The organism is Aliisedimentitalea scapharcae (assembly GCF_045277565.1).
Lineage (GTDB): Bacteria > Pseudomonadota > Alphaproteobacteria > Rhodobacterales > Rhodobacteraceae > Aliisedimentitalea > Aliisedimentitalea scapharcae.
On the sequence record NZ_CP123584.1, the window covers coordinates 2,810,674 to 2,832,228 of the forward strand.

At 59.6% G+C, this 21,555-nt stretch carries 21 protein-coding genes; 5 read left to right on the plus strand and 16 right to left on the minus strand.

What is annotated here, in order from left to right; genetic code table 11:
* Window positions 1-132: 132 nt before the first annotated feature.
* Window positions 133-462: a hypothetical protein gene (locus tag QEZ52_RS13215; protein ID WP_406644827.1), complete on the minus strand. Its 330-nt coding sequence runs from the start codon at window positions 460-462 to the stop codon at window positions 133-135.
* 187 nt (window positions 463-649) lie between these two features.
* Between QEZ52_RS13215 and QEZ52_RS13220 the strand changes: the two genes are divergently transcribed.
* Window positions 650-1,027 (plus strand): hypothetical protein, encoded by a 378-nt coding sequence (locus QEZ52_RS13220; RefSeq protein WP_406644829.1) that lies wholly within the window; start codon window positions 650-652, stop codon window positions 1,025-1,027.
* A gap of 131 nt (window positions 1,028-1,158) precedes the next feature.
* On the opposite strand, the gene nusB is transcribed toward QEZ52_RS13220, so the two are convergent.
* Genes nusB through ribB form a run of 3 tightly spaced genes read right to left on the minus strand, consistent with a single transcriptional unit; the run spans window position 1,159 to window position 3,323 of the window.
* Window positions 1,159-1,650: a transcription antitermination protein NusB gene (nusB, locus tag QEZ52_RS13225; RefSeq protein WP_406644830.1), complete on the minus strand. Its 492-nt coding sequence runs from the start codon at window positions 1,648-1,650 to the stop codon at window positions 1,159-1,161.
* A complete protein-coding gene (locus QEZ52_RS13230; protein ID WP_406644831.1) occupies window positions 1,647-2,198 on the minus strand; it encodes a 6,7-dimethyl-8-ribityllumazine synthase in 552 nt (183 codons plus the stop codon). Before QEZ52_RS13230 ends, nusB begins: the two co-directional genes overlap by 4 nt.
* A gap of 3 nt (window positions 2,199-2,201) precedes the next feature.
* Window positions 2,202-3,323, minus strand: coding sequence for a 3,4-dihydroxy-2-butanone-4-phosphate synthase (ribB, locus tag QEZ52_RS13235; protein WP_406644832.1), 1,122 nt, complete (start codon window positions 3,321-3,323; stop codon window positions 2,202-2,204).
* A 168-nt stretch (window positions 3,324-3,491) separates the two neighbouring features.
* Between ribB and QEZ52_RS13240 the strand changes: the two genes are divergently transcribed.
* Window positions 3,492-4,544 carry a proline racemase family protein gene (locus QEZ52_RS13240; RefSeq protein WP_406644833.1) on the plus strand — a complete coding sequence of 351 codons (1,053 nt, stop codon included), beginning with the start codon at window positions 3,492-3,494 and terminating at the stop codon, window positions 4,542-4,544.
* 131 nt (window positions 4,545-4,675) lie between these two features.
* Here QEZ52_RS13240 and QEZ52_RS13245 read toward each other — a convergent pair whose 3' ends face one another.
* Complete coding sequence (locus tag QEZ52_RS13245) at window positions 4,676-5,263, minus strand: riboflavin synthase (RefSeq protein WP_406644834.1); 588 nt, start codon at window positions 5,261-5,263, stop codon at window positions 4,676-4,678.
* A gap of 198 nt (window positions 5,264-5,461) precedes the next feature.
* On the opposite strand from QEZ52_RS13245, the gene QEZ52_RS13250 reads away from it, so the two are divergent.
* The 3 genes from QEZ52_RS13250 (at window position 5,462) to QEZ52_RS13260 (ending at window position 9,997) form a co-directional block, all read left to right on the plus strand.
* The gene (locus QEZ52_RS13250) at window positions 5,462-6,754 is read left to right on the plus strand and encodes a capsule biosynthesis protein (protein ID WP_406644836.1); all 1,293 of its coding nucleotides are present in this window, start codon (window positions 5,462-5,464) and stop codon (window positions 6,752-6,754) included.
* Window positions 6,755-6,847: 93 nt separating this feature from the next.
* Entirely contained in the window at window positions 6,848-7,975 is a 1,128-nt protein-coding gene (locus QEZ52_RS13255; RefSeq protein ID WP_406644837.1) for a polysaccharide biosynthesis/export family protein, read from the plus strand.
* A gap of 3 nt (window positions 7,976-7,978) precedes the next feature.
* Complete coding sequence (locus QEZ52_RS13260) at window positions 7,979-9,997, plus strand: capsular polysaccharide biosynthesis protein (RefSeq protein ID WP_406644838.1); 2,019 nt, start codon at window positions 7,979-7,981, stop codon at window positions 9,995-9,997.
* Window positions 9,998-10,010: 13 nt separating this feature from the next.
* Here the strand turns inward: QEZ52_RS13260 and ribD are convergent, their stop codons facing one another.
* From ribD to QEZ52_RS13315, 11 genes are all read right to left on the minus strand, one after another.
* On the minus strand, window positions 10,011-11,102 hold the full coding sequence (gene ribD, locus QEZ52_RS13265) for a bifunctional diaminohydroxyphosphoribosylaminopyrimidine deaminase/5-amino-6-(5-phosphoribosylamino)uracil reductase RibD (protein WP_406644839.1): 1,092 nt from the start codon (window positions 11,100-11,102) through the stop codon (window positions 10,011-10,013).
* Window positions 11,103-11,107: 5 nt separating this feature from the next.
* On the minus strand, window positions 11,108-11,578 hold the full coding sequence (gene nrdR, locus QEZ52_RS13270) for a transcriptional regulator NrdR (RefSeq protein WP_406644840.1): 471 nt from the start codon (window positions 11,576-11,578) through the stop codon (window positions 11,108-11,110).
* 122 nt (window positions 11,579-11,700) lie between these two features.
* Complete coding sequence (locus QEZ52_RS13275) at window positions 11,701-12,120, minus strand: secondary thiamine-phosphate synthase enzyme YjbQ (RefSeq protein WP_406644841.1); 420 nt, start codon at window positions 12,118-12,120, stop codon at window positions 11,701-11,703.
* A gap of 64 nt (window positions 12,121-12,184) precedes the next feature.
* Window positions 12,185-12,601: a hypothetical protein gene (locus QEZ52_RS13280; RefSeq protein WP_406644842.1), complete on the minus strand. Its 417-nt coding sequence runs from the start codon at window positions 12,599-12,601 to the stop codon at window positions 12,185-12,187.
* Between the two features lie 4 nt (window positions 12,602-12,605).
* The gene (locus QEZ52_RS13285; protein ID WP_406644843.1) at window positions 12,606-13,025 is read right to left on the minus strand and encodes a hypothetical protein; all 420 of its coding nucleotides are present in this window, start codon (window positions 13,023-13,025) and stop codon (window positions 12,606-12,608) included.
* Between the two features lie 173 nt (window positions 13,026-13,198).
* Window positions 13,199-15,184: a sigma-70 family RNA polymerase sigma factor gene (rpoD, locus tag QEZ52_RS13290; protein WP_406644845.1), complete on the minus strand. Its 1,986-nt coding sequence runs from the start codon at window positions 15,182-15,184 to the stop codon at window positions 13,199-13,201.
* 114 nt (window positions 15,185-15,298) lie between these two features.
* On the minus strand, window positions 15,299-17,266 hold the full coding sequence (gene dnaG / locus QEZ52_RS13295) for a DNA primase (protein ID WP_406644846.1): 1,968 nt from the start codon (window positions 17,264-17,266) through the stop codon (window positions 15,299-15,301).
* A gap of 118 nt (window positions 17,267-17,384) precedes the next feature.
* A complete protein-coding gene (locus QEZ52_RS13300; protein ID WP_406650474.1) occupies window positions 17,385-17,687 on the minus strand; it encodes a hypothetical protein in 303 nt (100 codons plus the stop codon).
* Between the two features lie 40 nt (window positions 17,688-17,727).
* Entirely contained in the window at window positions 17,728-18,273 is a 546-nt protein-coding gene (locus QEZ52_RS13305; RefSeq protein WP_406644848.1) for a sarcosine oxidase subunit gamma, read from the minus strand.
* The gene (locus tag QEZ52_RS13310) at window positions 18,266-21,196 is read right to left on the minus strand and encodes a sarcosine oxidase subunit alpha family protein (protein WP_406644849.1); all 2,931 of its coding nucleotides are present in this window, start codon (window positions 21,194-21,196) and stop codon (window positions 18,266-18,268) included. Before QEZ52_RS13310 ends, QEZ52_RS13305 begins: the two co-directional genes overlap by 8 nt.
* A complete protein-coding gene (locus QEZ52_RS13315; protein ID WP_406644850.1) occupies window positions 21,193-21,462 on the minus strand; it encodes a sarcosine oxidase subunit delta in 270 nt (89 codons plus the stop codon). Before QEZ52_RS13315 ends, QEZ52_RS13310 begins: the two co-directional genes overlap by 4 nt.
* Window positions 21,463-21,555: the final 93 nt, after the last annotated feature.

Here is a 21,555-nt window from a genome sequence, read left to right on the forward strand (position 1 = left end):
ACCCGAACCCTGCCAGCCGCACAGCCCTGCCTTATTCGGTCTCAGATCAATGCCGGCGGTCAATTTCACCTTTATCGCAACAAAAAACCGCCAACACAGGGTCGGCGGTTTCGATGTGGAAAATGCCCCGTCTCAGCGACGGTTCAGGTGTCTGTCCTGCCCGGATTTATGCGCCTCGGCCTGCACAGGGATCGGTTCAAACTGATGCGCGATCGGTGTGCCGCCGCGCGGTCCGGTGCTCTTTTCGGCCAGCGACATGATGGCATAGGCGAATTGCACCCCGGCAAACACGATGCCGTTCATGAACCACAGAATGAACACGGCCAGCGCTCCCTGATCAGAGGTCGACACCAGCGACCACAGGTTCATCACATTGAACCACAACAGCATCGCCACAAACGCGGCGGCTATGGCAAAACCAATCAACACATTTCGGATATAAAGCTTGATCAACGCGGGCATTTCTTATGTCTCCAAGGATCGTTGCCAAAAGGGTAGCACTCTGCGGCCTCGCGTCCAGTGCCAACCGAGAGGAAACACTATGTTTTGCGCCATTTTCTGCCGACGGGCCCATCCTATGTGCAACGGGCAATACAGACATGCAGTCGGGGGGCTGGCGTCCTGTGACTTTCCAGCGCAGGATCGCAGCATGACACATTTTGCAGATCTCAGAACCGCCCTGGTTGCGTTGGCCCTTTTGAGTCCGACCGCCGCCGTCGCCCAAGATTATCGGACAATCGAAACCGCGGCGGATTTTGCCGCCCATGTGGTTGGGAAGACCCTGCGCTGGTCGACCGGTGAAACACGCATTCTGGCGGATGGAACCACGCGTGGAGAAATGCAGAACATCGGCCAGTATCACGGCAGCTGGACCTGGGAGGATGGATATTACTGTCGTAGCCTGATCGTGAACGAAACCAAAAGCGACCAGAAATGCCTGCTGATCGAAATCGCCGGTGACCGGTTGCGTATGAGCTATGGCAAGGGCGACGGTCGGTCGCTCGAACTGGAGATCGGTTCCGAATAGACCCCCGGCGCCATTGGGTGCCCAATTGGCGGCTGCCAGCACCGCCCTTTGCATACACCAGGGGCCACCTTGTTCCAGGGGGCGTCAGATACGACAGAGCTGGTGCAAATTACAGGCAGCCAAAAGCCGGATCAAAAGGCGTCCGGCTTGGCTTCGCGTCCCATGTGATCCAGCACGGCGTTGACAAATTTGGACTCTTTGCCATCGGGATAAAATGCGCTGGCAATATCCACGAACTCCGAAATCACCACCTTGGGCGGTGTTGCAGATTGCGTCAATTCCGCCCCCGCAGCGCGAAACAGCGCGCGCAGGGTGGAATCAATGCGCCCGATGGGCCATTTTGCCACCAGAGCCCGGTCGGTCATCTGGTCAACAACCGCCTGATAGTTCACGGCATCGCCCACCAGTTTGCGAAACAGGTCAACGTCGCCTTCCTGCATCTCGTCGTCCTCGTAAACAGCGCCAAAGCGGTGATCCAGAAACTCGACAATGACCCGGTCCATGGTCTGGCCCCCTTGTTCCATCTGGAACAAGGCCTGCACGGCATAAAGCCGCGCCGCCGATTTCATCTTGCGTTTCTGATTGCCCGAAAGGGGCGCGCTCTGGCTGCCTGAGGTGGTCATGCGGTGGTGGGTCCGTTATCTGAAGTGGCCAGTTGAATGGCCTCGCTGGGTGCCTTGAAACCAACACCCTTGGTCTGGGCGCCCCACTTACGCCCCAAAGCAATCAGATGCAAGGCCGCAGCAGCCGCGCCGCCACCTTTGTTCATCTCGCCAGGATCTGCGCGCACTTCGGCCTGAGGCCGGTTTTCCACGGTCAGGATGCCGTTGCCGATGTACAGGCCTTGCAGTCCCATCAACTGGATGGCGCGGCTGCTGTCGTTGCAAACAGTGTCATAGTGGGTGGTTTCACCGCGAATGACACAGCCAAGGGCAACAAACCCGTCGAAATTCGACGTCCGATCCGCAATCGAAATCGCGGTGGGCACTTCCAAGGCACCCGGCACTTCGACCAGTTCCCAGGTTCCGCCTGCCGCTTCGATTTCGGCCTTGGCTCCGGCGACCAGATTGTCTGCGATATCCTTGTAATACGGCGCGACAACGATCAACAGCTTGACCGGTTTGTCGAATTCCGCGCGTGGCAGCGTGTAATGGGTTTCAGATCCAGCCATGTCTTAGTCCTCCGACAGGATGGGACGCGTGCCGGAGATGGTCAGCCCAAAGGCGTCCAGTCCCAGATAGCGTGTTTCAGGGGAATCAGTCAGAAGCTCCAGCTCATGCAGGCCCATCTTGGACAGGATTTGAGCACCCAGGCCGGTCTGCTTGATGGTGCGCGGGCCTTCGTCGTCCGGCGCATACAGCGAATGGCGGGGTTCACGGAACAGACAGACCACGCCGCGTCCCTCTGCGCCGATCAACTCCATTGCCCGGGGCAATTCACGGGCCGATTTCGGGCCCAGCCCCAAGATATCGCTGGCTTCGTGCAGCGCATGGGTCCGACACAGTACCGGTTCTGGTGTGGTGATGTCGCCTTTGACCAGCACAACATGTTCAACACCGTGGGTCTGATCGGTAAAGATCCGCATTTCCCATTCGCCGCCGAATTCGGAATTGACAGAGCTGCGGCCCGTTTCCACCACCAGGTTGTCGTTGCGCGACCGATAGGTGATCAGGTCAGAGATGGTGCCGATTTTCAGGTCATGTTTGGCTGCATATTCCAGCAGATCCGGCAGACGTGCCATCGTGCCGTCTTCCTTCATGATCTCGCAAATCACCGACGACGGGTAATGCCCGGCCAAACGCGCCACATCACAGCCCGCTTCGGTGTGACCGGCCCGGACCAGAACACCGCCACGACGGGCGCGCAGCGGGAACACATGGCCCGGCGTTGCAATATCGGCGGATGTGTTTTGGGGGTTGATGGCGGTGGCAACAGTCAGAGCCCGGTCAGCGGCGGAAATCCCTGTACTGACGCCCTCGCGGGCCTCGATCGACACGGTGAATGCGGTTTCATGGCGCGATGAATTGTTCATCGCCATCATTGGCAGGCCCAGCTCTTCGATCCGTTCCGCCGGCAGGGTCAGACAGATCAGCCCACGCCCATGGGTCGCCATGAAGTTGATTGCATCCGGTGTCGCACAGCTGGACGGGATCACCAGATCGCCTTCATTCTCGCGGTCTTCGTGATCGACCAGAATGAACATCTTACCTTGGCGGGCGTCCTCGATAACCTCTTCAATGGGGCTGATCTCGGCACGCAGACCGGCTTCGACAGGACCGGGGGTTTCAAAGCTCATGAGGGCAGCCTTTCGCTGAGCGGTTGCGGGGGCAAGTTTCACCCGCCGGGATAGACCAAGCCGCACGCAAATGCCAGCCCTGCAAACGGCACCCGGGGGGCTAGACGCGGCGTTCGAGTCATGGCTCACTTGGGCGCAACACTTTACCCCTGTTCGAAAGGAACACCCATGCGCATCTCTCGCATGATTCAGGCCGTCGAGGCCCACGCCGAAGGCGAACCGGGCCGCGTCATCACTGGCGGCATGCCGCATCTGCGCGGCAACAGCGTCTTTGCAAAAATGCAGGACATGGCGCGAAATCACGACGATATCCGCCTGCAAATGCTGCGAGAGCCACGCGGCAATCCCGGGCTGTGCTGTAATGCCATCGTCCCCCCCTGCCATCCCGAGGCCGACATGGGGTTCATCATATTCGAGCAAACAGAATACCCGCCCATGTCGGGGTCCAACACGATCTGTGTTGTGACCGTGTTGCTGGAAACCGGGGTGCTGCCGATGATCGAGCCGGTGACAGACCTGACGCTCGAAGCTCCCGCCGGGCTGATCAAGGTGCGCGCCACCTGTCAGGACGGCAAGGTCACCCGCGTCGAATTTCTCAATGTCCCGGCCTTTGCCGTGCATCTGGACGCTGTGGTCGAGGTTCCTGGGCTGGGCAGCGTGACAGTCGATGTGGCCTGGGGCGGCATGTTCTTTGTCCTGACGGATGCGGATCGGATCGGCGTGTCGCTAGAGGCCAACAATGGTAGCGAAATTGTACGCATATCCGAGGCGATCCGCCATGCTGCGGCCGAACAACTGCCCGTGCGCCACCCCGACAATCCCGATATCACCGGCCCGACCATCACCAATATGTACGGCGCACCCGTGGCGACCGGCACACATGGGCGCGGTGCCATCACCATTTCAACCGGCGATTTCGACCCGGCCCGCCCACAGGAGGCCTCGGGCATTCTCGACCGGTCCCCCTGTGGGACAGGAACCTGCGCCAAGATGGCGGTGCTGCACGCGCGCGGCCAACTTGGGGTCGGTCAGGACTATGTCAACGCCGGCCCGCTGGGCACCACCTTCACCGGACGTATTGTCGAAACCACCAACGTGGGCCCCTACCCGGCCATTGTCCCCACCCTTTCCGGTCAGGGCTGGATCCATGGCACCGCAAACTGGACGCTCGACCCGACAGACCCGTTTCCCCATGGCTATACGGTTGGGGATATGTGGTGACGCCTTTGGCGTTGCCCGCGCCTCTGCGTGGGCAACGCCAAAGGCGCGCGGCCCAACGCAAAACACCGCATCTCGGATGCGGTGTTTTGGGGCGGGAGCCCCGCCGGTCCTGTCCTGACGATTGCCCGGTGTTATCCAGCTTCGGCCAGGCGCGCCACATAGCGGGCCAGCGTGTCGATTTCCAGATTGATCCGATCGCCAATCTGCACGGACCCCCAGGTGGTCACATCCTTGGTATGGGGAATGAAATTGATACCAAAATCACATCCGTCCACCTCGTTCACCGTCAACGAGGTGCCATTCAGGGCCACCGATCCCTTGGGCGCGATGAACCGCGCCAGATCGGCGGGCGCGCGCAGGGTCACTCTGGTGCTATCGCCTTCGTCACGCATGGCGACCACCTCGGCGACACCGTCCACGTGGCCCGACACGATATGACCGCCCAGCTCGTCGCCGACCTTTAACGCACGTTCCAGGTTGACCCGCTTGCCAACACTCCAGTCGTTCAGATTGGTCTTGGACACGGTTTCGGCGCTGATCTGCACATCATACCAATCCTCCCCCAATGAGATCACCGTCAGACAAACACCGTCCGACGCAATCGACGCGCCCAAATCAATGCCGTTGGTGTCATATCCGGTTTGGATCCGCGCCCGCAGATCGCCGGCCTGTTCCAGCTCAACAAGTGTACCGATATCGGTGATGATGCCCGTGAACATGGTCGCGCCCTTTCCAGTCGTAAAATCTCTTCTGCCCACAGGTATCCAGCCCCGACGCCAGCGACAAGCCCTGATCGCGTCCAGAGCCCCGCTGCCCGATCCCCCCACATCGTCCTGCGATCCTGGGCGGGTCATAGTTTTGCCCAACTGGTGAATTAATAAAATCACAAGTAAACTTGTCTCATTATGAGTGACCCTATGACCAGCCAATCGCAAACCTCCCGGGTCTTCCTGTTCCTGCAAGGCCCCCACGGACCGTATTTTCACGGTCTGGCCAAACAGTTACAGGCTGCGGGATGTCAGGTTTGGCGTGTGGGTTTCAATGCCGGGGATCGGGCCTTTTGGTTCACCCCGTCCACATATATTCCCTATCGCGGTACGCTGGAAGACTGGCCTCACACCGTGGCAGAGCTCTACAATCAACGCCATGTCACCGATATTGTTCTCTATGGCGACACCCGGCCCATCCACGCCCAGGCAATCGAGATCGCCCGCGCGCGCGGCATTCGTGTTCATGTCTTCGAAGAGGGGTACATGCGTCCCTATTGGGTGACCTACGAACGCGACGGCAGCAACGGCAACTCGCGGCTGATGGGCATGTCCGTCGATGAAATGCGCACCGCGCTTGAGCTTTCGGACATGGAAGCCCCCATGCCCCCGTCCCATTGGGGCGATATGCGCCACCACGTTTTTTATGGGGCTCTGTATCATTGGTTTGTCATGTTCCGAAACGGCGACTACAAGAATTTCCGCCCTCACCGTGCGCTGACCGTAACCAAGGAATTCAAACTGTACCTGCAACGGTTGCTGCTGATGCCCGCCCAGGCCATCGACCGCCGGCTGGCGACGTGGCGCATTCGAAATGGCGGGTTTCCCTATCATCTGGCGCTGTTGCAACTTGAACATGACAGCTCGTTTCAGATGCATTCCCCCTTTGCCTCCATGACCGATTTTCTGGCGGAAATCTTTGAAGGGTTTGCCAATGGAGCTCCCCGCCATCATCATCTGGTGGTCAAGGCACATCCGCTGGAAGATGGCCGCGTGCCGGTGCGCAGCGAAGTCAAACGCCTGGCCCGTCAGCATGGGCTGGTCGGACGGGTCCACTATGTGCGTGGCGGCAAGCTGGCAGCCCTGTTGAACGAAGCCCGCACCGCCGTCACCGTCAATTCCACAGCCGGACAACAGGTGTTGTGGCGCGGCATCCCGCTAAAAACCTTCGGCGCGGCCGTTTACAGCAAGCCCGAATTTGTCTCGGCTCAGGCCCTCCGGGACTTTTTTGCCGGTGCCAATCGCCCAGATGCACGCGCTTACAAGGATTACCGCCGCTATTTGCTCGAAACCAGCCAGGTGCCCGGCGGTTTCTATTCCCGCAGCGGGCGGCGGCAATTGTTGCGCCAGGTCGTGGACATGATGCTGTCGGATGATGACCCCTATGATGCGCTGAAATCAGGCACAGCAGCACCACGGCAACAGTTGCGCGTGATCAACTAAAGGGAACCGGCACAAAGACTGGATTTTCCCGGATATTTCAGCTAGCTTACCTGAAAAACAGGCAGAACAATAACAGGTCGAGGAGACCGAGCAGTGAATTCCGTTAGACATCGGTGGGTGCGTCCCATCGCTTTTCTGGCTGCGCTGAGCATCGCGGCCTCTTGTGGGTTGCCTCGCGTTGGCCCGAACAAACGCGAGATCTTTGCAGGATCCGTACAAAAGGAAGGCGACGCATTTGTCGTTGCCGTCAATGATCGCGTAACCCGCGCCACGGCGGTTGTCCCGGCGCTGGGGTTTTCGGACTCGTTCAAGAGCGCCAGCCGACTGGCCGCTGACCTGATCCGCCCCGGCGACATCCTGGGGCTGACAATCTGGGAAAACGTCGATGATGGGCTGTTGACCCGCGAAACTCCCAATTCGGTGTTGGAAGTTCAGGTGGACGACGCCGGGTATATCTTTGTGCCCTACGCCGGGCGTCTGCGTGCCGCGGGCAACACCCCGAACCAACTGCGCGAGATGATCACCACCAAGCTCGAAGATCAGACACCCGACCCACAGGTCGAAGTGCGTCGGTCTGCCGGTGACGGTGCGACCGTCAGCCTGACAGGTGCCATCGGAATACAAGGCAACCTGCCAATCGAACGCCCGACGCGGACCTTGGCCACGATGCTGGCTCAGGCCGGAGGCGTGACGATTGCACCCGAAATTGCACAGGTCACCGTGACCCGTGGCGACCAGCAGGGCAAGATCTGGTTCCAGGATCTCTTTGATCACCCGGAACTCGACATCGCCTTGCGCAATGGTGACCGGATTTTGGTCGAACAGGACACCCGGTCGTTCACCTCGCTGGGTGCCACAAGCACGCAGTCGGTCGTCCCGTTTGAATCCCAGGACCTGTCGGCACTGGAAGCCATCGCACAGGTTGGCGGATTGCTGTCGCTGTCGTCGGATCCGACGGGCGTGTTCATCTTTCGCAACGAAGCCGCAGAAATCGCCGGTCAGGTGTTGGGACGTGATGACCTTCAGGGGGCACAACGTCTGATCTATGTGCTGAATCTGACCGAACCCAATGGCCTGTTTCTGGCCCGTGATTTTGTGATCCGCGACGACGACACATTGTATGTGACCGAAGCGCCCTATGCACAGTGGACCAAGACGCTGTCGCTTGTCACAGGTACTCTGACGCCATTGTCCAACGTTGCAACACTCTCTGGCAGCTGATCCATGACCGACCCTATGCGTCGGCCAAATGACACACCGGGAGCCGGGCGCCACGGCTCCCGGCTTTTTGTTTATAACGGCGGTTTTTTGACCCAACGCCGGGCGCGTCGGATCCTCGCCCTGTCCGGCTACAAGATTTCTTTGGGTTTGCCCCAACAGGATGATCTGGTCGGTATCTGGGGCAACAGCCCCACTGCGCATCGCGGATTGGCCGTCGCCTCCAAACGCAACGCCTCCCTGCTCAGGGTCGAAGATGCGTTCTTGCGCTCCCTGCATCCCGGTCGCGCCGGCGAACCGCCGCTTGGCCTGTTGCTGGACACATCCGGGGTGCATTTCGACCCGGCACACCCGTCGGATCTGGAACGGCTTCTGGCCTCTCACCCGCTGGACGACGCTGTCCTGCTCAATCGCGCGCGGGCCGGAATCGAACGGATCCGCGAGGCACATCTGAGCAAGTATTCCGGCTTTGATCCCGATCTGCCTGCGCCTGAACCGGGGTATGTTCTGGTGGTTGACCAGACTTTTGGCGATGCGTCGGTGCGCGCCAGCAAGGCGGATCGCGGTCGTTTTCTGGAAATGCTGGTCTTTGCCCAGGAAGAACACCCAGGTACCCCGATCGTGATCAAAACCCACCCCGAAAGCCAACAGGGCTATCGCCACGGGTATTTTGAAACCACGGACCAAAATGACCGGGTGTTCTTCCTCAGCGATCCCATCAGCCCCTGGGCTCTAATGGACGGCGCAGTCGGGGTGTATACCGTTTCGTCACAAATGGGGTTCGAAGCCATTCTGGCCGGCCACAAGCCCCGGGTGTTCGGACAACCGTTTTATGCGGGATGGGGGCTGACCCAGGACGAGTTCCCCCTGACCAGACGCCAAAGATCGCTGACCCGCGCACAATTGTTCGCAGCCGCGATGATCCTGTATCCGCAATGGTATGACCCCCATGATGACCGGTTGGGCACCTTTGAACAGGCTCTGGGCGCATTGGAAAGCCAGGCCCGCGCATGGCGACAGGACCACAGGGGATGGACAGCCAGCGGTATGCGCCTGTGGAAGCGCAAGCCACTGCAAACGTTCTTTGGCCGCAACAAACGCATAGCGTTCACCGAAAACCCGCCTACGACCACGGACATCCCGCATATGGTCTGGGCAGGAAAGGCTGATGGTCAGCCCACCGGGACTGTCCAGGTCGAAGACGGTTTTTTGCGGTCGCGCGGTTTGGGTGCCGAACTGGTTCCCCCGTTGTCACTGGTGACAGACTCCCAGGGGATCTATTATGACCCAACCTGTCCCAGCGATCTCGAACGCTGGATCATCCGGCGCGCCACTCTGTCCGCCAGCCAACAGGCGCGGGCAGACCAGTTGATCCACATTCTGACCTCAGCACAATTGAGCAAATACAATCTGGGCGGCGACCTGCCCGATTTGCCAACCGGCCATCGCATTCTTGTCCCCGGCCAAGTCGAAGATGACGCGTCGATCAAAACCGGAACCACGGATATCTGCACCAATCTGGGGCTGCTCCAAGCCGTGCGCACAGCCAACCCGGATGCCATTCTGATCTATAAACCTCACCCAGACGTCGAAGCCGGGTTGAGAACAGGCGCAATTGATGCCCGGGACCTGGCAGATGTCGTTGCCACACACAGCGACCCGGTTTCGCTGTTGGAACAGGTCGACGAAGTGTGGACGATGACGTCGCTTATCGGGTTCGAAGCGCTGCTGCGCGGGATCAAGGTCACCACATTGGGTGTGCCATTCTATGCGGGTTGGGGATTGACGCGGGATTACAGCGAAACGCCCGACAGACGCCGCGCGCACCCAACGCTGGCCGGATTGGTACACGCTGCATTGATTGACTATCCGCGCTATTTGGATCCGGTGACCGGCCTGCCCTGTACAGTCGAAGTCGCCATCGACCGCCTGCAACAGGGCAAAATCCCCCACCCCGGTTGGATCAACCGCAGCCTGTCGAAACTTCAGGGCCTGTTCGCGACCTATGCCCACCTCTGGCGGTGACGCGCAGCCGCGCTTAGCGCAGCTTGCGTGTCCAGCGGTGCATGACGTCCCCGCCCAAATTCCGTGTCTCGACCAGATCAAACCGCGGTGCCTCGGCCAACCGCCCCAAACCCAGCGCACCGATCCCGGGCAGCCCTTCGGCACCGATGGCGACACCGGCGGTAAAACCGATCAACTCATCAACCAGATCATTGGCCAGCAGCGACGCAGCCAACGCACCACCGCCTTCGCAGAAGACACGGGTCATGCCCACCTGCCCCAATTGTTGCAACACATCCACCGGGTTCAGCTGTACGCCCCGCACACCGCAGGGCACCAGAGTCGCGCCCAAACCTTCCCAGGCCCGCAGGCGTTCGACATCGGCCCCTGCCCCATGGCACAGCCACAGGGGAACGTCCCGGGCTGTCCGGGCCAGTTGGCTCATCAGAGGCAAGTCCAGATGCCGCGAGACCACAACGCGATGCGGTTGGCGATCAACACCCATATCCCGCACGGTCAATGACGGATCATCCGCCCGCACCGTACCGGCTCCAACCATCACCGCATCATGGCGGGCCCGCATGGCGTGAACCGTGCGCCGGGCCTGTGGTCCGGTGATCCATTTGCTTTCTCCGGTTCCGGTCGCGATCCGACCATCAAAGCTGGTTGCGAGCTTGAGCGTGACCAACGGGCGGCCTTGTTCTGTCTTGAAGAAAAATCCGGCGTGATCCCGCGCGGCCTGATCCGCCATTACACCTGCATTGACCTCGATCCCATGCCTGCGCAGCATCTCGAATCCCTGACCAGCAACGCGCGGATCACTGTCTTCGATGGCGGCCACGACGCGGGCCACCCCTGCTTCAATCAAAGCCTGCACACAGGGGGGTGTCTGTCCCTGGTGCGAACAGGGTTCCAATGTGACATAGACAGTCGCCCCACGCGCTTGTTCCCCGGCCTGGGCCAGCGCCATTGGTTCGGCATGTGGGCGTCCGCCGGGTTGGGTCCAGCCCCGCCCAACAATGCAGCCATCTTTAACAATGACGCAACCAACAGCCGGATTAGGCCAACAATTGCCTTGGCCGCGCCGCCCCAAGGACAGCGCCAAAGCCATAAAACGTGTATCCAAGGAAGTTACTCTTCGGGTTGATTGGAAGGCGGACGCAATTCGTGCACAAAGTCTTCGAAATCATCTGCTTCCTGGAAGTTCTTGTAAACACTCGCAAACCGAACATAGGCAACTGTGTCGATCCGGGCCAGAGCCTCCATCACGATTTCACCAATACGGTTTGACGGTATGTCGGTGTCCCCCATACTTTCCAGTCGGCGCACAATACCAGAAATCATCTGGTCGATGCGTTCGGGATCAATGGGGCGTTTCTGCATGGATATCCGGATCGAGCGTTCCAGCTTGTCCCGGTCGAAATCTTCCCGACGGCCGTTCGTCTTGACCACGACCAGATCGCGCAACTGGACCCGTTCATACGTGGTGAAACGTCCGCCGCAGGCCGGACAGAACCGGCGCCGCCGGATCGAAACATGATCCTCTGCCGGACGAGAATCCTTGACCTGAGTGTCGATATTTCCGCAAAACGGACAGCGCATCTGCCGTCTCCCTTGTTCCTGAACCGCCGCAATTTGTGGGATCTGTCGCCCATTTATCCACAACTATAGGCTAGCCTCAACCCTTTGGGTAGAGGGGAATTGCAACCGCTAGATAAAGGTGGTCAGCCCAGATGTGCGGCAACGCGGCGGGTGTGGGGGGCTGTGCGGTGTTCAAACAGATAGATGCCCTGCCAGGTTCCCAAAACCATCCGGCCCTGCGCAACCGGTATCGACAGGCTGACCGGCATCAGTGTCGCCTTGATATGGGCGGGCATGTCATCGGGACCCTCATAGGTATGGCGCAGATAGGACATCGACGCATGGGTGCTTGGCGGGACCAGCCGGTCAAAAAATGCCCGTAAATCACTCTGGACCTCGGGGTCGGCATTCTCCTGAATGATCAGCGAACATGACGTATGCCGCACGAACAACGTCAACAGACCATCGCGCGGCCCATCCACAGCGCTCAGCCAACGCGCCACATCCTGGGTGAATTCATACAGGCCAGCGCCGGATGTGCGCAGAGAGAATTCATGGGTCATCGTACTGTCCTGCCCTGCTTCATCTACCGGTTTCAGACAAGCCCACCTCTCCCGAGGCTGGTACTCAAAAGAACCGGTCCCGCCTGTAGTTGCCAAAACAATACTGTCGGGCCATGCCGACGCTCAGGTTTTCCCCCACACGTTTTATCGACAGGGAATAGGATTGCCCCGTGTCGGCATTGGCGGGTTTGGTAAATCCGAACCGGACGGATTTGTAATTCGACCGGGTCGCGGACGGCCCCATCGGGGCGACCAGATAGACCCTATCCTTGGTCGGGACCCGGGCTTGGCGCACCGCATAATCTCCGATCGCGCACCAGAAATCCGTCGTGGCCGACCCCGCACGGGACAACACTTCGATGGTGCCGTCGCTCAGCGCAAAAACTTCGAGACCACTGCTTGCGCGCCACGCCATGGCCGGGGCCCCCATGTGAGGCAACGCCACAGTTGCTGCCAGAGCCAATTTATACATCATACGCATGGCTTCAGAACCTGTCCGGAATTGCCGAGCAATACAGATTGGCCTGCTGAACGCTCATGCTTTCACCAGGCTTTAACGAATTCAACCGAACCGAATTGTTTTCGATCGGCGTTATTCCGGCCGCCTGCGGAGACATGGTGAACTGAACCGCGGATCTGCGGTTTGTCGTGACGCTTTGGCCCCGACCCTGAACCAGATATACGCGATCGGTCCATCCGGCATTCAATGCGCGGCGGGCATATTCCGACGCGGCGCACCAGAATTGCTGGGCAGACGAGGCGGTGCTGCGCCCGATCACCTCAAAGACCACATCATTCACCTGGTTGACCCGGGCACCATCGCGGGTCGAAAATGCGCTGGCCGAGGTCGCCATGGTCATCCCGATCAGACCAACACTGAAAACACGTAAGACTTGGGCAATCATTTTTGAGGCCTCCAAATTAGGCTAAGCGGCCCGACATTCCGAACCAATTTTTCAATCAATGTAAGCTGGTCGAAATGCGTTTCCAACAGGCAGGCGCAAATATCGCGGTATCGTGCGACGGCGTGAAAAAGGCGCCCCCGGATGGGGACGCCTCAGACTGAATTTCATGTGGCTTACTGGTCCAGGAAGCTGCGCAGTTTGCGCGATCTGCTGGGGTGCTTCAGTTTGCGCAGGGCCTTGGCTTCGATCTGGCGAATCCGTTCGCGGGTCACGCTGAACTGCTGCCCCACTTCTTCCAGCGTATGATCGGTGTTCATACCAATGCCAAAACGCATCCGCAGAACCCGTTCTTCGCGCGGTGTGAGCGAAGCCAGAACCCGAGTGGTTGTTTCCTTGAGATTTTCCTGAATGGCACTGTCCAGCGGCAGCACTGCATTCTTGTCCTCGATGAAATCGCCCAACTGGCTGTCTTCTTCGTCCCCGATCGGAGTTTCGAGCGAAATTGGCTCCTTGGCGATTTTCATCACCTTGCGAACCTTTTCCAGCGGCATCTGCAGCTTTTCGGCCAATTCTTCGGGCGTCGGTTCACGGCCGATTTCGTGCAGCATCTGCCGACCGGTCCGGACCAGCTTGTTGATCGTTTCGATCATGTGCACCGGAATTCGGATGGTACGGGCCTGATCCGCGATGGACCGCGTGATCGCCTGACGGATCCACCAGGTCGCATAGGTCGAGAACTTGTAGCCCCGGCGATATTCGAATTTGTCGACCGCCTTCATCAGGCCGATGTTCCCTTCCTGAATGAGATCCAGGAACTGTAGGCCGCGGTTGGTGTATTTTTTGGCAATCGAAATCACCAGACGCAGGTTGGCTTCCACCATTTCCTTTTTGGCCTGGCGCGCTTCTTTTTCACCCTTTTGCACCTGCTGCACGATGCGGCGGAATTCGCTGATGTCCAGACCCACATAGGTACCGACCTGGGCCATGTCTGCGCGCAGTTCCTCGACCTTCTCAGAGGAGCGCTCAAAGAACATCTGCCAGCCACGACCGGGCTTTTCGCCCATGTCCGTCAACCAGTTCGGGTCCAGTTCGCGCCCACGATAGGCTTCGACAAATTCGCGACGGTTGATGCGGGCCTGGTCGGCCAGTTTCACCATCTGCCCGTCGATCTGCATGACGCGTTTGTTGATGCCGTACAGCTGGTCGATCAGCGCTTCGATCCGGTTGTTATGCAGATGCAGGCCGTTCACCAGCTCAACGATTTCGGACCGCAGGGACTGATAGGTGGCTTCGTCCTTGGCGCTGAACGTGCCGTCTTCGTTCAGAGTTGCCGAAATCCGGCTGTCCTGCATTTCCGACAACATAGCAAAGTCGGTCGAGATCCGTTCCAGTGTGGTCAGCACCTGATCTTTCAACGCGGCTTCCATTGCGGCCAGCGACATGTTGGCCTGTTCGTCCTCGTCGTCATCATCATCCGCGGCGATCGGATTGCCATCGGCGTCCAGTTCGGGACCTTTTTCTTCGGTCTTGGTCGCAGCCACAGCCGAAGTATCAACGACGGGTTCTTCTTCCTCTTCGTCATCCAGCTGGTTGCCGAACGTGGCTTCCAGATCGATAACGTCGCGCAGAAGAATGTCTTCGGACAACAGTTCGTCGTGCCAGATGGTAATCGCCTGGAAGGTCAGCGGGCTTTCGCACAGCCCCAGGATCATGGTGTTGCGACCGGCCTCGATCCGTTTGGCAATCGCGATTTCGCCTTCACGGCTCAACAGCTCGACACTGCCCATTTCGCGCAGGTACATGCGAACTGGATCGTCGGTGCGGTCCAGTTTTTCGGACGCGGCACCGGCCAGCGTCACTTCACGCGGCCCGTCGGTTGTCACCAGATCGGTCGGCCCCTTGTTCTGGGCGTCGTCGTCTTCGGCTTCTTCGTCTTCGATAATGTTGATGCCCATTTCCGAGAGCATCGACATCACGTCTTCGATCTGTTCCGAACTCACCTGATCAGGCGGCAAAACCTGGTTCAGCTGGTCATAGGTGATATAGCCCTTCTCCCGGGCTTCCGCGATCATCTTCTTGACGGCGGCCTGGCTCATGTCCAGCGAGATTTCGGCGTCCTGTTCTTCAGGCTTGCGGTCGTCGGTGTCTTTGGCGGCCATTCATTGCTCCTGCAGGTGCTGGGGGCGATTCGGTTTGGACGAATCATTAGCGGGATCTGATGATTCGTCACCCCGTTTATCGAATTTTCTTTCGGTCTTCCTTACCAAAACGACTCAACGTCGTTTCTTGGCAAAGTCGATGTTCTTGGTCAGCGCATCAAAAAGGCTGCGTTCTTCGCGGTTCAACTGAACCCCATTGTCGGCAACTTCGTATTCGGCTTTGTCCTCACTCTCGCTGCGCACAGCCTTGTTCCGCGCCTCGGCGGCCTGGCGCAACCGCCAGGTCAAAGCCTCATCCGCCAGATCCGTCAGGTCCTGTTCGGCTTCGGCAATTTCTGCATCCAGTCCTCGCAATGCGTCGAGTTTCGCGAATTCTTCGGTCAGCGTCAGACGTGCCATTTCGATATCGCCGGGTTTGCGCAAGCAGGGGCTAATAGCCACATGGCGCAGCGCATACAGGTTTTCAAGAGCTTGGGGCCCAATTCTGTATTCGATTTCTTCACCCAGCCGTTCTGGTGCGTTGATCCCACAGCTCAGAATAATGTCACGCAATTGGGCGTATTCCTGATCCGAACAGATCATCCCATCGAATTTGGTTTCAAAGTCAGCGATCACTTGGGGGGTGGCGATGGCAATGGCCAGAATGACCGCTTCGCGCATTTGCTGGCTCGCCTTGTCGCCAGCAGCCGCCAGCAGCGAACTCTTGGTTCCGGGCATCGGCACCGGTGGTGCCCCACGCGGGCGCCATTGGGATTTTCCGCCACCATAGGTGTTCGACCGCGATTGTGGGCGCCGTCCCTGACGAAACAGCTCCCAGCGCATCTCCTTGATGTCTTCGCCATAGTGGGTCCGAATCGACGGATCGCGAATCAGTTTGATCTTGTTGCGCAGCACCTTGTCGAGCGCGGCCTTGCGTTCCGGGCTGTCAAAGACCTTGCCCGCAGTTTCACGTTGCCACAACAGGCGCACCATCGGGATCGCCTGATCCAGCACCTTTTGCACCGCAGCCGGACCTTCGGCCTTGAGCAGATCATCGGGATCCTTGCCGTCCGGCATCAAAGCAAAGCGCAGGGATTTGCCCGCCTCCAACAGCGGCAGGGCCAGGTCGATCAATCGCATCGCCGCGCGCAAACCTGCGGTGTCGCCATCCAACGCGATGATCGGTTCATCCGAGATGCGCCACATCAGTTGCAATTGGTTTTCTGTGACGGCCGTGCCCAATGGCGCCACCGATGCCTCGAACCCGGCCTCGGCCAGGGCAATCACATCCATGTATCCTTCGGCCACGATCAGCGGCAGCCCCTTGCCCGCCGCGACCCGTGATGGTGCGTGGTTATACAGGCTGCGCCCCTTGTCGAACAATTCGGTCTCGGGCGAATTCAGGTATTTTGCATTGTCCGTCGGATCCATGGCCCGCCCGCCAAAGGCGATGCATCGCCCCCGCGCGTCCCGAATGGGGAACATGACCCGGTTGCGAAACGTGTCATAGGGTTTGCCGCCCTTGGTCGATGGTTTGGCCAGCCCGGCCCCCATGATCAGATCTTCGGGAACGCCTTTGCCCCGCAGATGATCCCACAAATGCTGCCATCCCTCCGGAGCAAAGCCGATCTCCCAACGCTCCTGCGCCCGCGGATCCAGACCACGCCCCAGCACGTATTCGCGCGCTGCGCGCCCTGCCCCGGTGCTCAGCTGTAGCCGGAAGAACTGGACCGCCTGTTCCATGACCTCGGCCAACAACACGCGGCGGTCCTGTTTTTGTTGTGCCTTGGGGTCACGTGCGGGCATTTCCATCCCGGCTTCCTGCGCCAGGATCTCAACCGCTTCCATGAAACCGACGTTCTCGGTCTCTTGAATAAAGCTCAGCGCGTCGCCCTTTTGATGACAGCCAAAGCAGTAATAATAGCCTTTGCGGTCATCGACATGGAAGGAGGCGGTCTTTTCGTGGTGGAATGGGCATGGGGCCCACATGTCGCCCTTGCCCTGGTTCGATTTGCGCTGATCCCACATGACTTTGCGCCCCACAACCTGAGACAGGCTGGTTCGGTTGCGCAGTTCATCAAGAAATCCGGGGGGCAAGGACATGGGGCGATTGTGTCAGAGTGGCAGGGCGACGCCAAGAGGCGCGCCAACAAAAGCAGAGAGATCCCGAATAATGGGCGCGACGCGTGGTGAGATCAAACCATGCGATCAATCCACGCAATCAGGGCTGTTTCAAACACATTTCACGCCAGATCGCGCCCAGGTCCTCGGTGCGGATGGCTTTCATCTTTTGTTCATACACCCAAGGCGCGATCAATGGCACGGCGTTGTTGAAACTCTCCGGCCAGCTCGGGTTGGTCGCCGCCACGGCTTCGGGAACCTTGCGTTCGCTGACTCGGTCCAGCCGGGCCTGCTGAACGGCGGCCACAACATCCGCCTGATACCCACAGCTTTCCTCCTTGCTCAATTGCTGAGCAAAGGCGGGGCCCGTGGCGAGAACGGTGATCAGGGTCAAGCGGGTCAACATCAGGGCAGCTCCGGAATCAGGTCAGGTCCCGGTGATCTTACCCCCGTGCGGCGACAGCTTCCATGGCTGACTTGAGATCATGTATCAAAGTCTGCGCCATGGATCGGAATACCATGATCTGAAACGCCCCATCCGACAGCCGGGTTATGGAGGCTGCCATATGCGCCAATTCGGTGCGCAGCGTCTGTCCCGGATCAAATTGGCCAGGCCGCAGATCCACCGGCACCAGGCGTGCCAGAACCTCTTCGGCCCCCACCCCAGCCAGACGCACAACCGCCCAGGCATCGCCTTGATCTGTCAAAGCCGCGAGCGTGGACAATTTTTCATCCGGTGCCGCACCCAACAAAACCGCCAGATTGCGCCCAAACCAGATCACCTGCCCGCCATCACCGAACAGTGCCTGACCTGGGTCCGGAAACCCGACCCCATGGGCCGCGCGCAAATGATCCGACACCGCCTGTCCCTTGCCGATATAGGGCGCGACGGACGTCATCACCTCAACCTGCATTTCGCTCAGCGTGATCGCCCCGATGGTTGTCGGGACCAGCCCGTCACAGGGTGTTTTTGCACTCAATTCAACCACGCAACCGCCCTCCTTCAGGGTCAAAGAACACTGGGTTCACCACTTCACACAGGGTATCTACACCGCGCAGATGATCGACCAGCCTGACCTGCTGGCCCATTCGCTCGGGTCCGTTTTTCAGGAACCCCAGCGCAATCATGTGACCCAGGGTCGGCGAATGCCCTACCGAAGTCACATATCCCTGATCATTCACCCGCTCGACCGTGTCACCGGGGGTGAACAAATGTGCTCCGGCGGTCAGCTCTCCCCCCGACTCTACAGGTTTCAGCCCGACCAACCGTTCGCGGTCGGCCTCTGACAATCCGGGGCGCTGCGCCATCGGTTTTCCCAAGCACTCTTTTTTCTTGGACACCATCCCCTGCATGCCGACGTCAAACGCGGTGGTGCGCCCGTGAATTTCGGCATGGGTGATGAATCCTTTTTCGATCCGCAGCACGTTCAGCGCCTCCATCCCGTAGGGACCGCCACCGATGGCTTCGGCCCGGGATGTCAGTTCGCGAAACAGGCTGTCACCAAACCGGGACGGCACCGCGATTTCATAGGCATGTTCGCCCGAAAACGATATTCGGAACAGCCGCGCGTTGACACCGCCAATGGCGACTGCCCCGCAGGACATGTACGGAAAGCTGTCGTTGTCGATTGTCGTATCCATCAAATCGTTCAACACATCGCGCGCCTTGGGCCCGGCAACAGCAAACTGCGCCCATTGTTCGGTGACCGACGTGAACCGCACATCCCATTCTGGTCGCAGCGCCTGGGTGATATACTCCAGGTGCTTCATGACTTCGCCCGCAGCGGCTGTGGTCGTGGTCATCACATAATGATGCTCTCCCAACCGCGCCGTGGTGCCATCGTCCATGACAAACCCGTCTTCGCGCAGCATCAGCCCATAGCGCACGCGCCCGATCTTGAGTGTACTGAACATGTTGGTATAGGCATAATCCAACAGCTTGCCCGCGTCCGGCCCCTGAATGTCGATCTTGCCCAGCGTGGACACATCACAGACCCCGACGGCGTTGCGCACCATGTTGACTTCGCGATTGCAACTCTGCTGCCAGGTGGCTTCACCGGATTGCGGAAAATAGCTGGGGCGATACCACAGCCCGGCCTCGATGAACGGCGCACCACGGGCAACGGTGGCGGCATGCGAGGTGGTGAACCGCTCTGGTTTGAACCCTTTGCCTTCGGCCCCTGCCCCCATCGCCGCGAGCGACACCGGGTTGAACGGAGGACGGAATGTGGTTGTTCCGGTTTCGGGAATGGCGCGTCCCGTGGCATCCGCCAAAACCGCCAGCGCACCCATGTTCGAAGACTTCCCCTGATCGGTGGCCATACCCAGCGTGGTATAGCGCTTCATGTGCTCGACCGAGCGAAAGTTTTCCATCGCGGCCTGTTTCACATCCTTGACCGTGACGTCGTTCTGAAAATCCAGCCACGCCCGGCCTTTGCCCGGCACCGCCCAAAGCGGGCTCATGGCATAGGGCGCGTCCTCTGCCCGGGGCAAAGTGATCTCGGGCACCGAATACCCCAGATCATCCAGGGCGGTCCGCGCCGCCGCAACGCCCTCGCCCAGACAGGCGGCGGTGCTGAAGGTGCCGTTGGCCGCACCTGCCGCGCTCAACCCCGGGATCATCCCGGGCTTGGGCACAAAGGCAGCAATGTCCGCGCGCCATATCGGGCGTCCGTTCTGGTGACAGGTCAGATGCACATTCGGGTTCCATCCGCCAGACATCGCCAGACAATCGGTGAGGATTTTTTCCGTCCCGCTGACCGTACGCACCGTGATCGATTCAACCCGTTTGCGCCCGCCCGCATCACAAACCTGCGCCCCGCGATACACCGGGAACATGTTGGACTGAGGAGCATCATGGCGGCTGTCTATCAGAGCGGCCACATGCACACCTGCAGCCACCAGATCCTGCGCTGTGCGATGGGCCTGATCATTGTTTGCAAAAACGGTGACCCGCCTGCCAGGTGCCACGCCCCATCGGTTCAAATAGGCTCGCACGGCCCCGGCGGTCATGATCCCCGGCCGGTCGTTGTTGCGAAAAGCCACCGGGCGCTCGATGGCCCCGGCGGCCAGAACGGCACGTTTTGCGACAATCCGCCAAAAGCATTCCAGAGGGGCTTTGCCGGTGCGCGCTTTGTGGTGGGTCACCTTTTCCAGCGCCGCATACGTCCCCTGATCATAAGCACCCACAACGGATGTGCGCGTCATCAGCCGTACATTGTCCATGCTGCGCAATTCGGCCAGGATACTCTCGGCCCAGTCTGAACCAGCCATGTCATCAACGGTTTCGCTCTCTGCCAACAACCGCCCGCCCATGCGCGAATCTTCGTCTGCCAGAATCACATCCGCCCCGGCCCGACCTGCGGCCAGCGCCGCCATCAACCCCGTGGGTCCCGCCCCAATCACCAGCAGATCGCAAAAGGCATAGGCTTTTTCATAGCGATCCGAATCTGCTTCCCCCGACAGCGCGCCCAGACCGGCAGCCCGCCGGATCATCGGCTCATAGATTTTCTCCCAGAATGCAGCTGGCCACATGAAGGTCTTGTAATAGAACCCCGCGCCAAAGAACGGGGCCGCAAGATCATTCACCGACATCACGTCCAGATCCAACGACGGCCAACGGTTCTGGCTCGACGCCTCCAACCCTTCAAAAATCTCCTGCACCGTGGCGCGCATGTTGGGCTCGCGATTGGTGCCCGATCCAATGGTCACCAACGCGTTGGGCTCTTCGCTCCCCGCACTCAACACACCGCGCGGGCGGTGGTATTTGAACGACCGCCCCATCAGATGCACATCATTGGCCAACAGTGCCGACGCCAGAGTGTCCCCCTCCAGGCCCATATAATCACGCCCGTCAAAGCGGAACGAAACGCTCGCCGCACCGGCGGTCAGCCCCTTGCCTGCAATTCTCATCGCGGACCTCCCAGATCGGCGTCTTGGGCCAATTGCGACCCCAGCATTTCATGGGTCGCGACATTGCGCTCCACAACAACCCAGGACCCACATCCCATCTCGTGATACCACAGCTCCGTGAGCGGGCCCGCCGGATTGTCCCGCAGATTCACATATTCATGCCATTGCTCTATCGGTGCATCCGCGGCCGGGCGCTGCAACGCAGCACCTTGATAATAGAACTCGCGGCGATCACGCTCACCGCAAACTGGACAGGTGACCCTCATGCGCCGCGCTCCTTCTTCATCTCGCCACAAAAACTCCGGGAGTGAGGCCGCATGGCCGAGGGGGCAGCGCCCCCCGCCCCGGTCGCGTCACAT

Coding starts and splice junctions, on each gene's coding strand:
- QEZ52_RS13285 (WP_406644843.1), bottom strand. CDS start 13,025: ATGATTGCCCAAGTCTTACGTGTTTTCAGTGTTGGTCTGATCGGGATG.
- QEZ52_RS13240 (WP_406644833.1), top strand. CDS start 3,492: ATGCGCATCTCTCGCATGATTCAGGCCGTCGAGGCCCACGCCGAAGGC.
- QEZ52_RS13220 (WP_406644829.1), top strand. CDS start 650: ATGACACATTTTGCAGATCTCAGAACCGCCCTGGTTGCGTTGGCCCTT.
- QEZ52_RS13280 (WP_406644842.1), bottom strand. CDS start 12,601: ATGCGTATGATGTATAAATTGGCTCTGGCAGCAACTGTGGCGTTGCCT.
- QEZ52_RS13260 (WP_406644838.1), top strand. CDS start 7,979: ATGACCGACCCTATGCGTCGGCCAAATGACACACCGGGAGCCGGGCGC.
- QEZ52_RS13215 (WP_406644827.1), bottom strand. CDS start 462: ATGCCCGCGTTGATCAAGCTTTATATCCGAAATGTGTTGATTGGTTTT.
- nusB (WP_406644830.1), bottom strand. CDS start 1,650: ATGACCACCTCAGGCAGCCAGAGCGCGCCCCTTTCGGGCAATCAGAAA.
- QEZ52_RS13250 (WP_406644836.1), top strand. CDS start 5,462: ATGACCAGCCAATCGCAAACCTCCCGGGTCTTCCTGTTCCTGCAAGGC.
- QEZ52_RS13310 (WP_406644849.1), bottom strand. CDS start 21,196: ATGAGAATTGCAGGCAAGGGGCTGACCGCCGGTGCGGCGAGCGTTTCG.
- QEZ52_RS13230 (WP_406644831.1), bottom strand. CDS start 2,198: ATGGCTGGATCTGAAACCCATTACACGCTGCCACGCGCGGAATTCGAC.
- nrdR (WP_406644840.1), bottom strand. CDS start 11,578: ATGCGCTGTCCGTTTTGCGGAAATATCGACACTCAGGTCAAGGATTCT.
- rpoD (WP_406644845.1), bottom strand. CDS start 15,184: ATGGCCGCCAAAGACACCGACGACCGCAAGCCTGAAGAACAGGACGCC.
- dnaG (WP_406644846.1), bottom strand. CDS start 17,266: ATGTCCTTGCCCCCCGGATTTCTTGATGAACTGCGCAACCGAACCAGC.
- QEZ52_RS13275 (WP_406644841.1), bottom strand. CDS start 12,120: ATGACCCATGAATTCTCTCTGCGCACATCCGGCGCTGGCCTGTATGAA.
- ribB (WP_406644832.1), bottom strand. CDS start 3,323: ATGAGCTTTGAAACCCCCGGTCCTGTCGAAGCCGGTCTGCGTGCCGAG.
- QEZ52_RS13315 (WP_406644850.1), bottom strand. CDS start 21,462: ATGAGGGTCACCTGTCCAGTTTGCGGTGAGCGTGATCGCCGCGAGTTC.
- QEZ52_RS13245 (WP_406644834.1), bottom strand. CDS start 5,263: ATGTTCACGGGCATCATCACCGATATCGGTACACTTGTTGAGCTGGAA.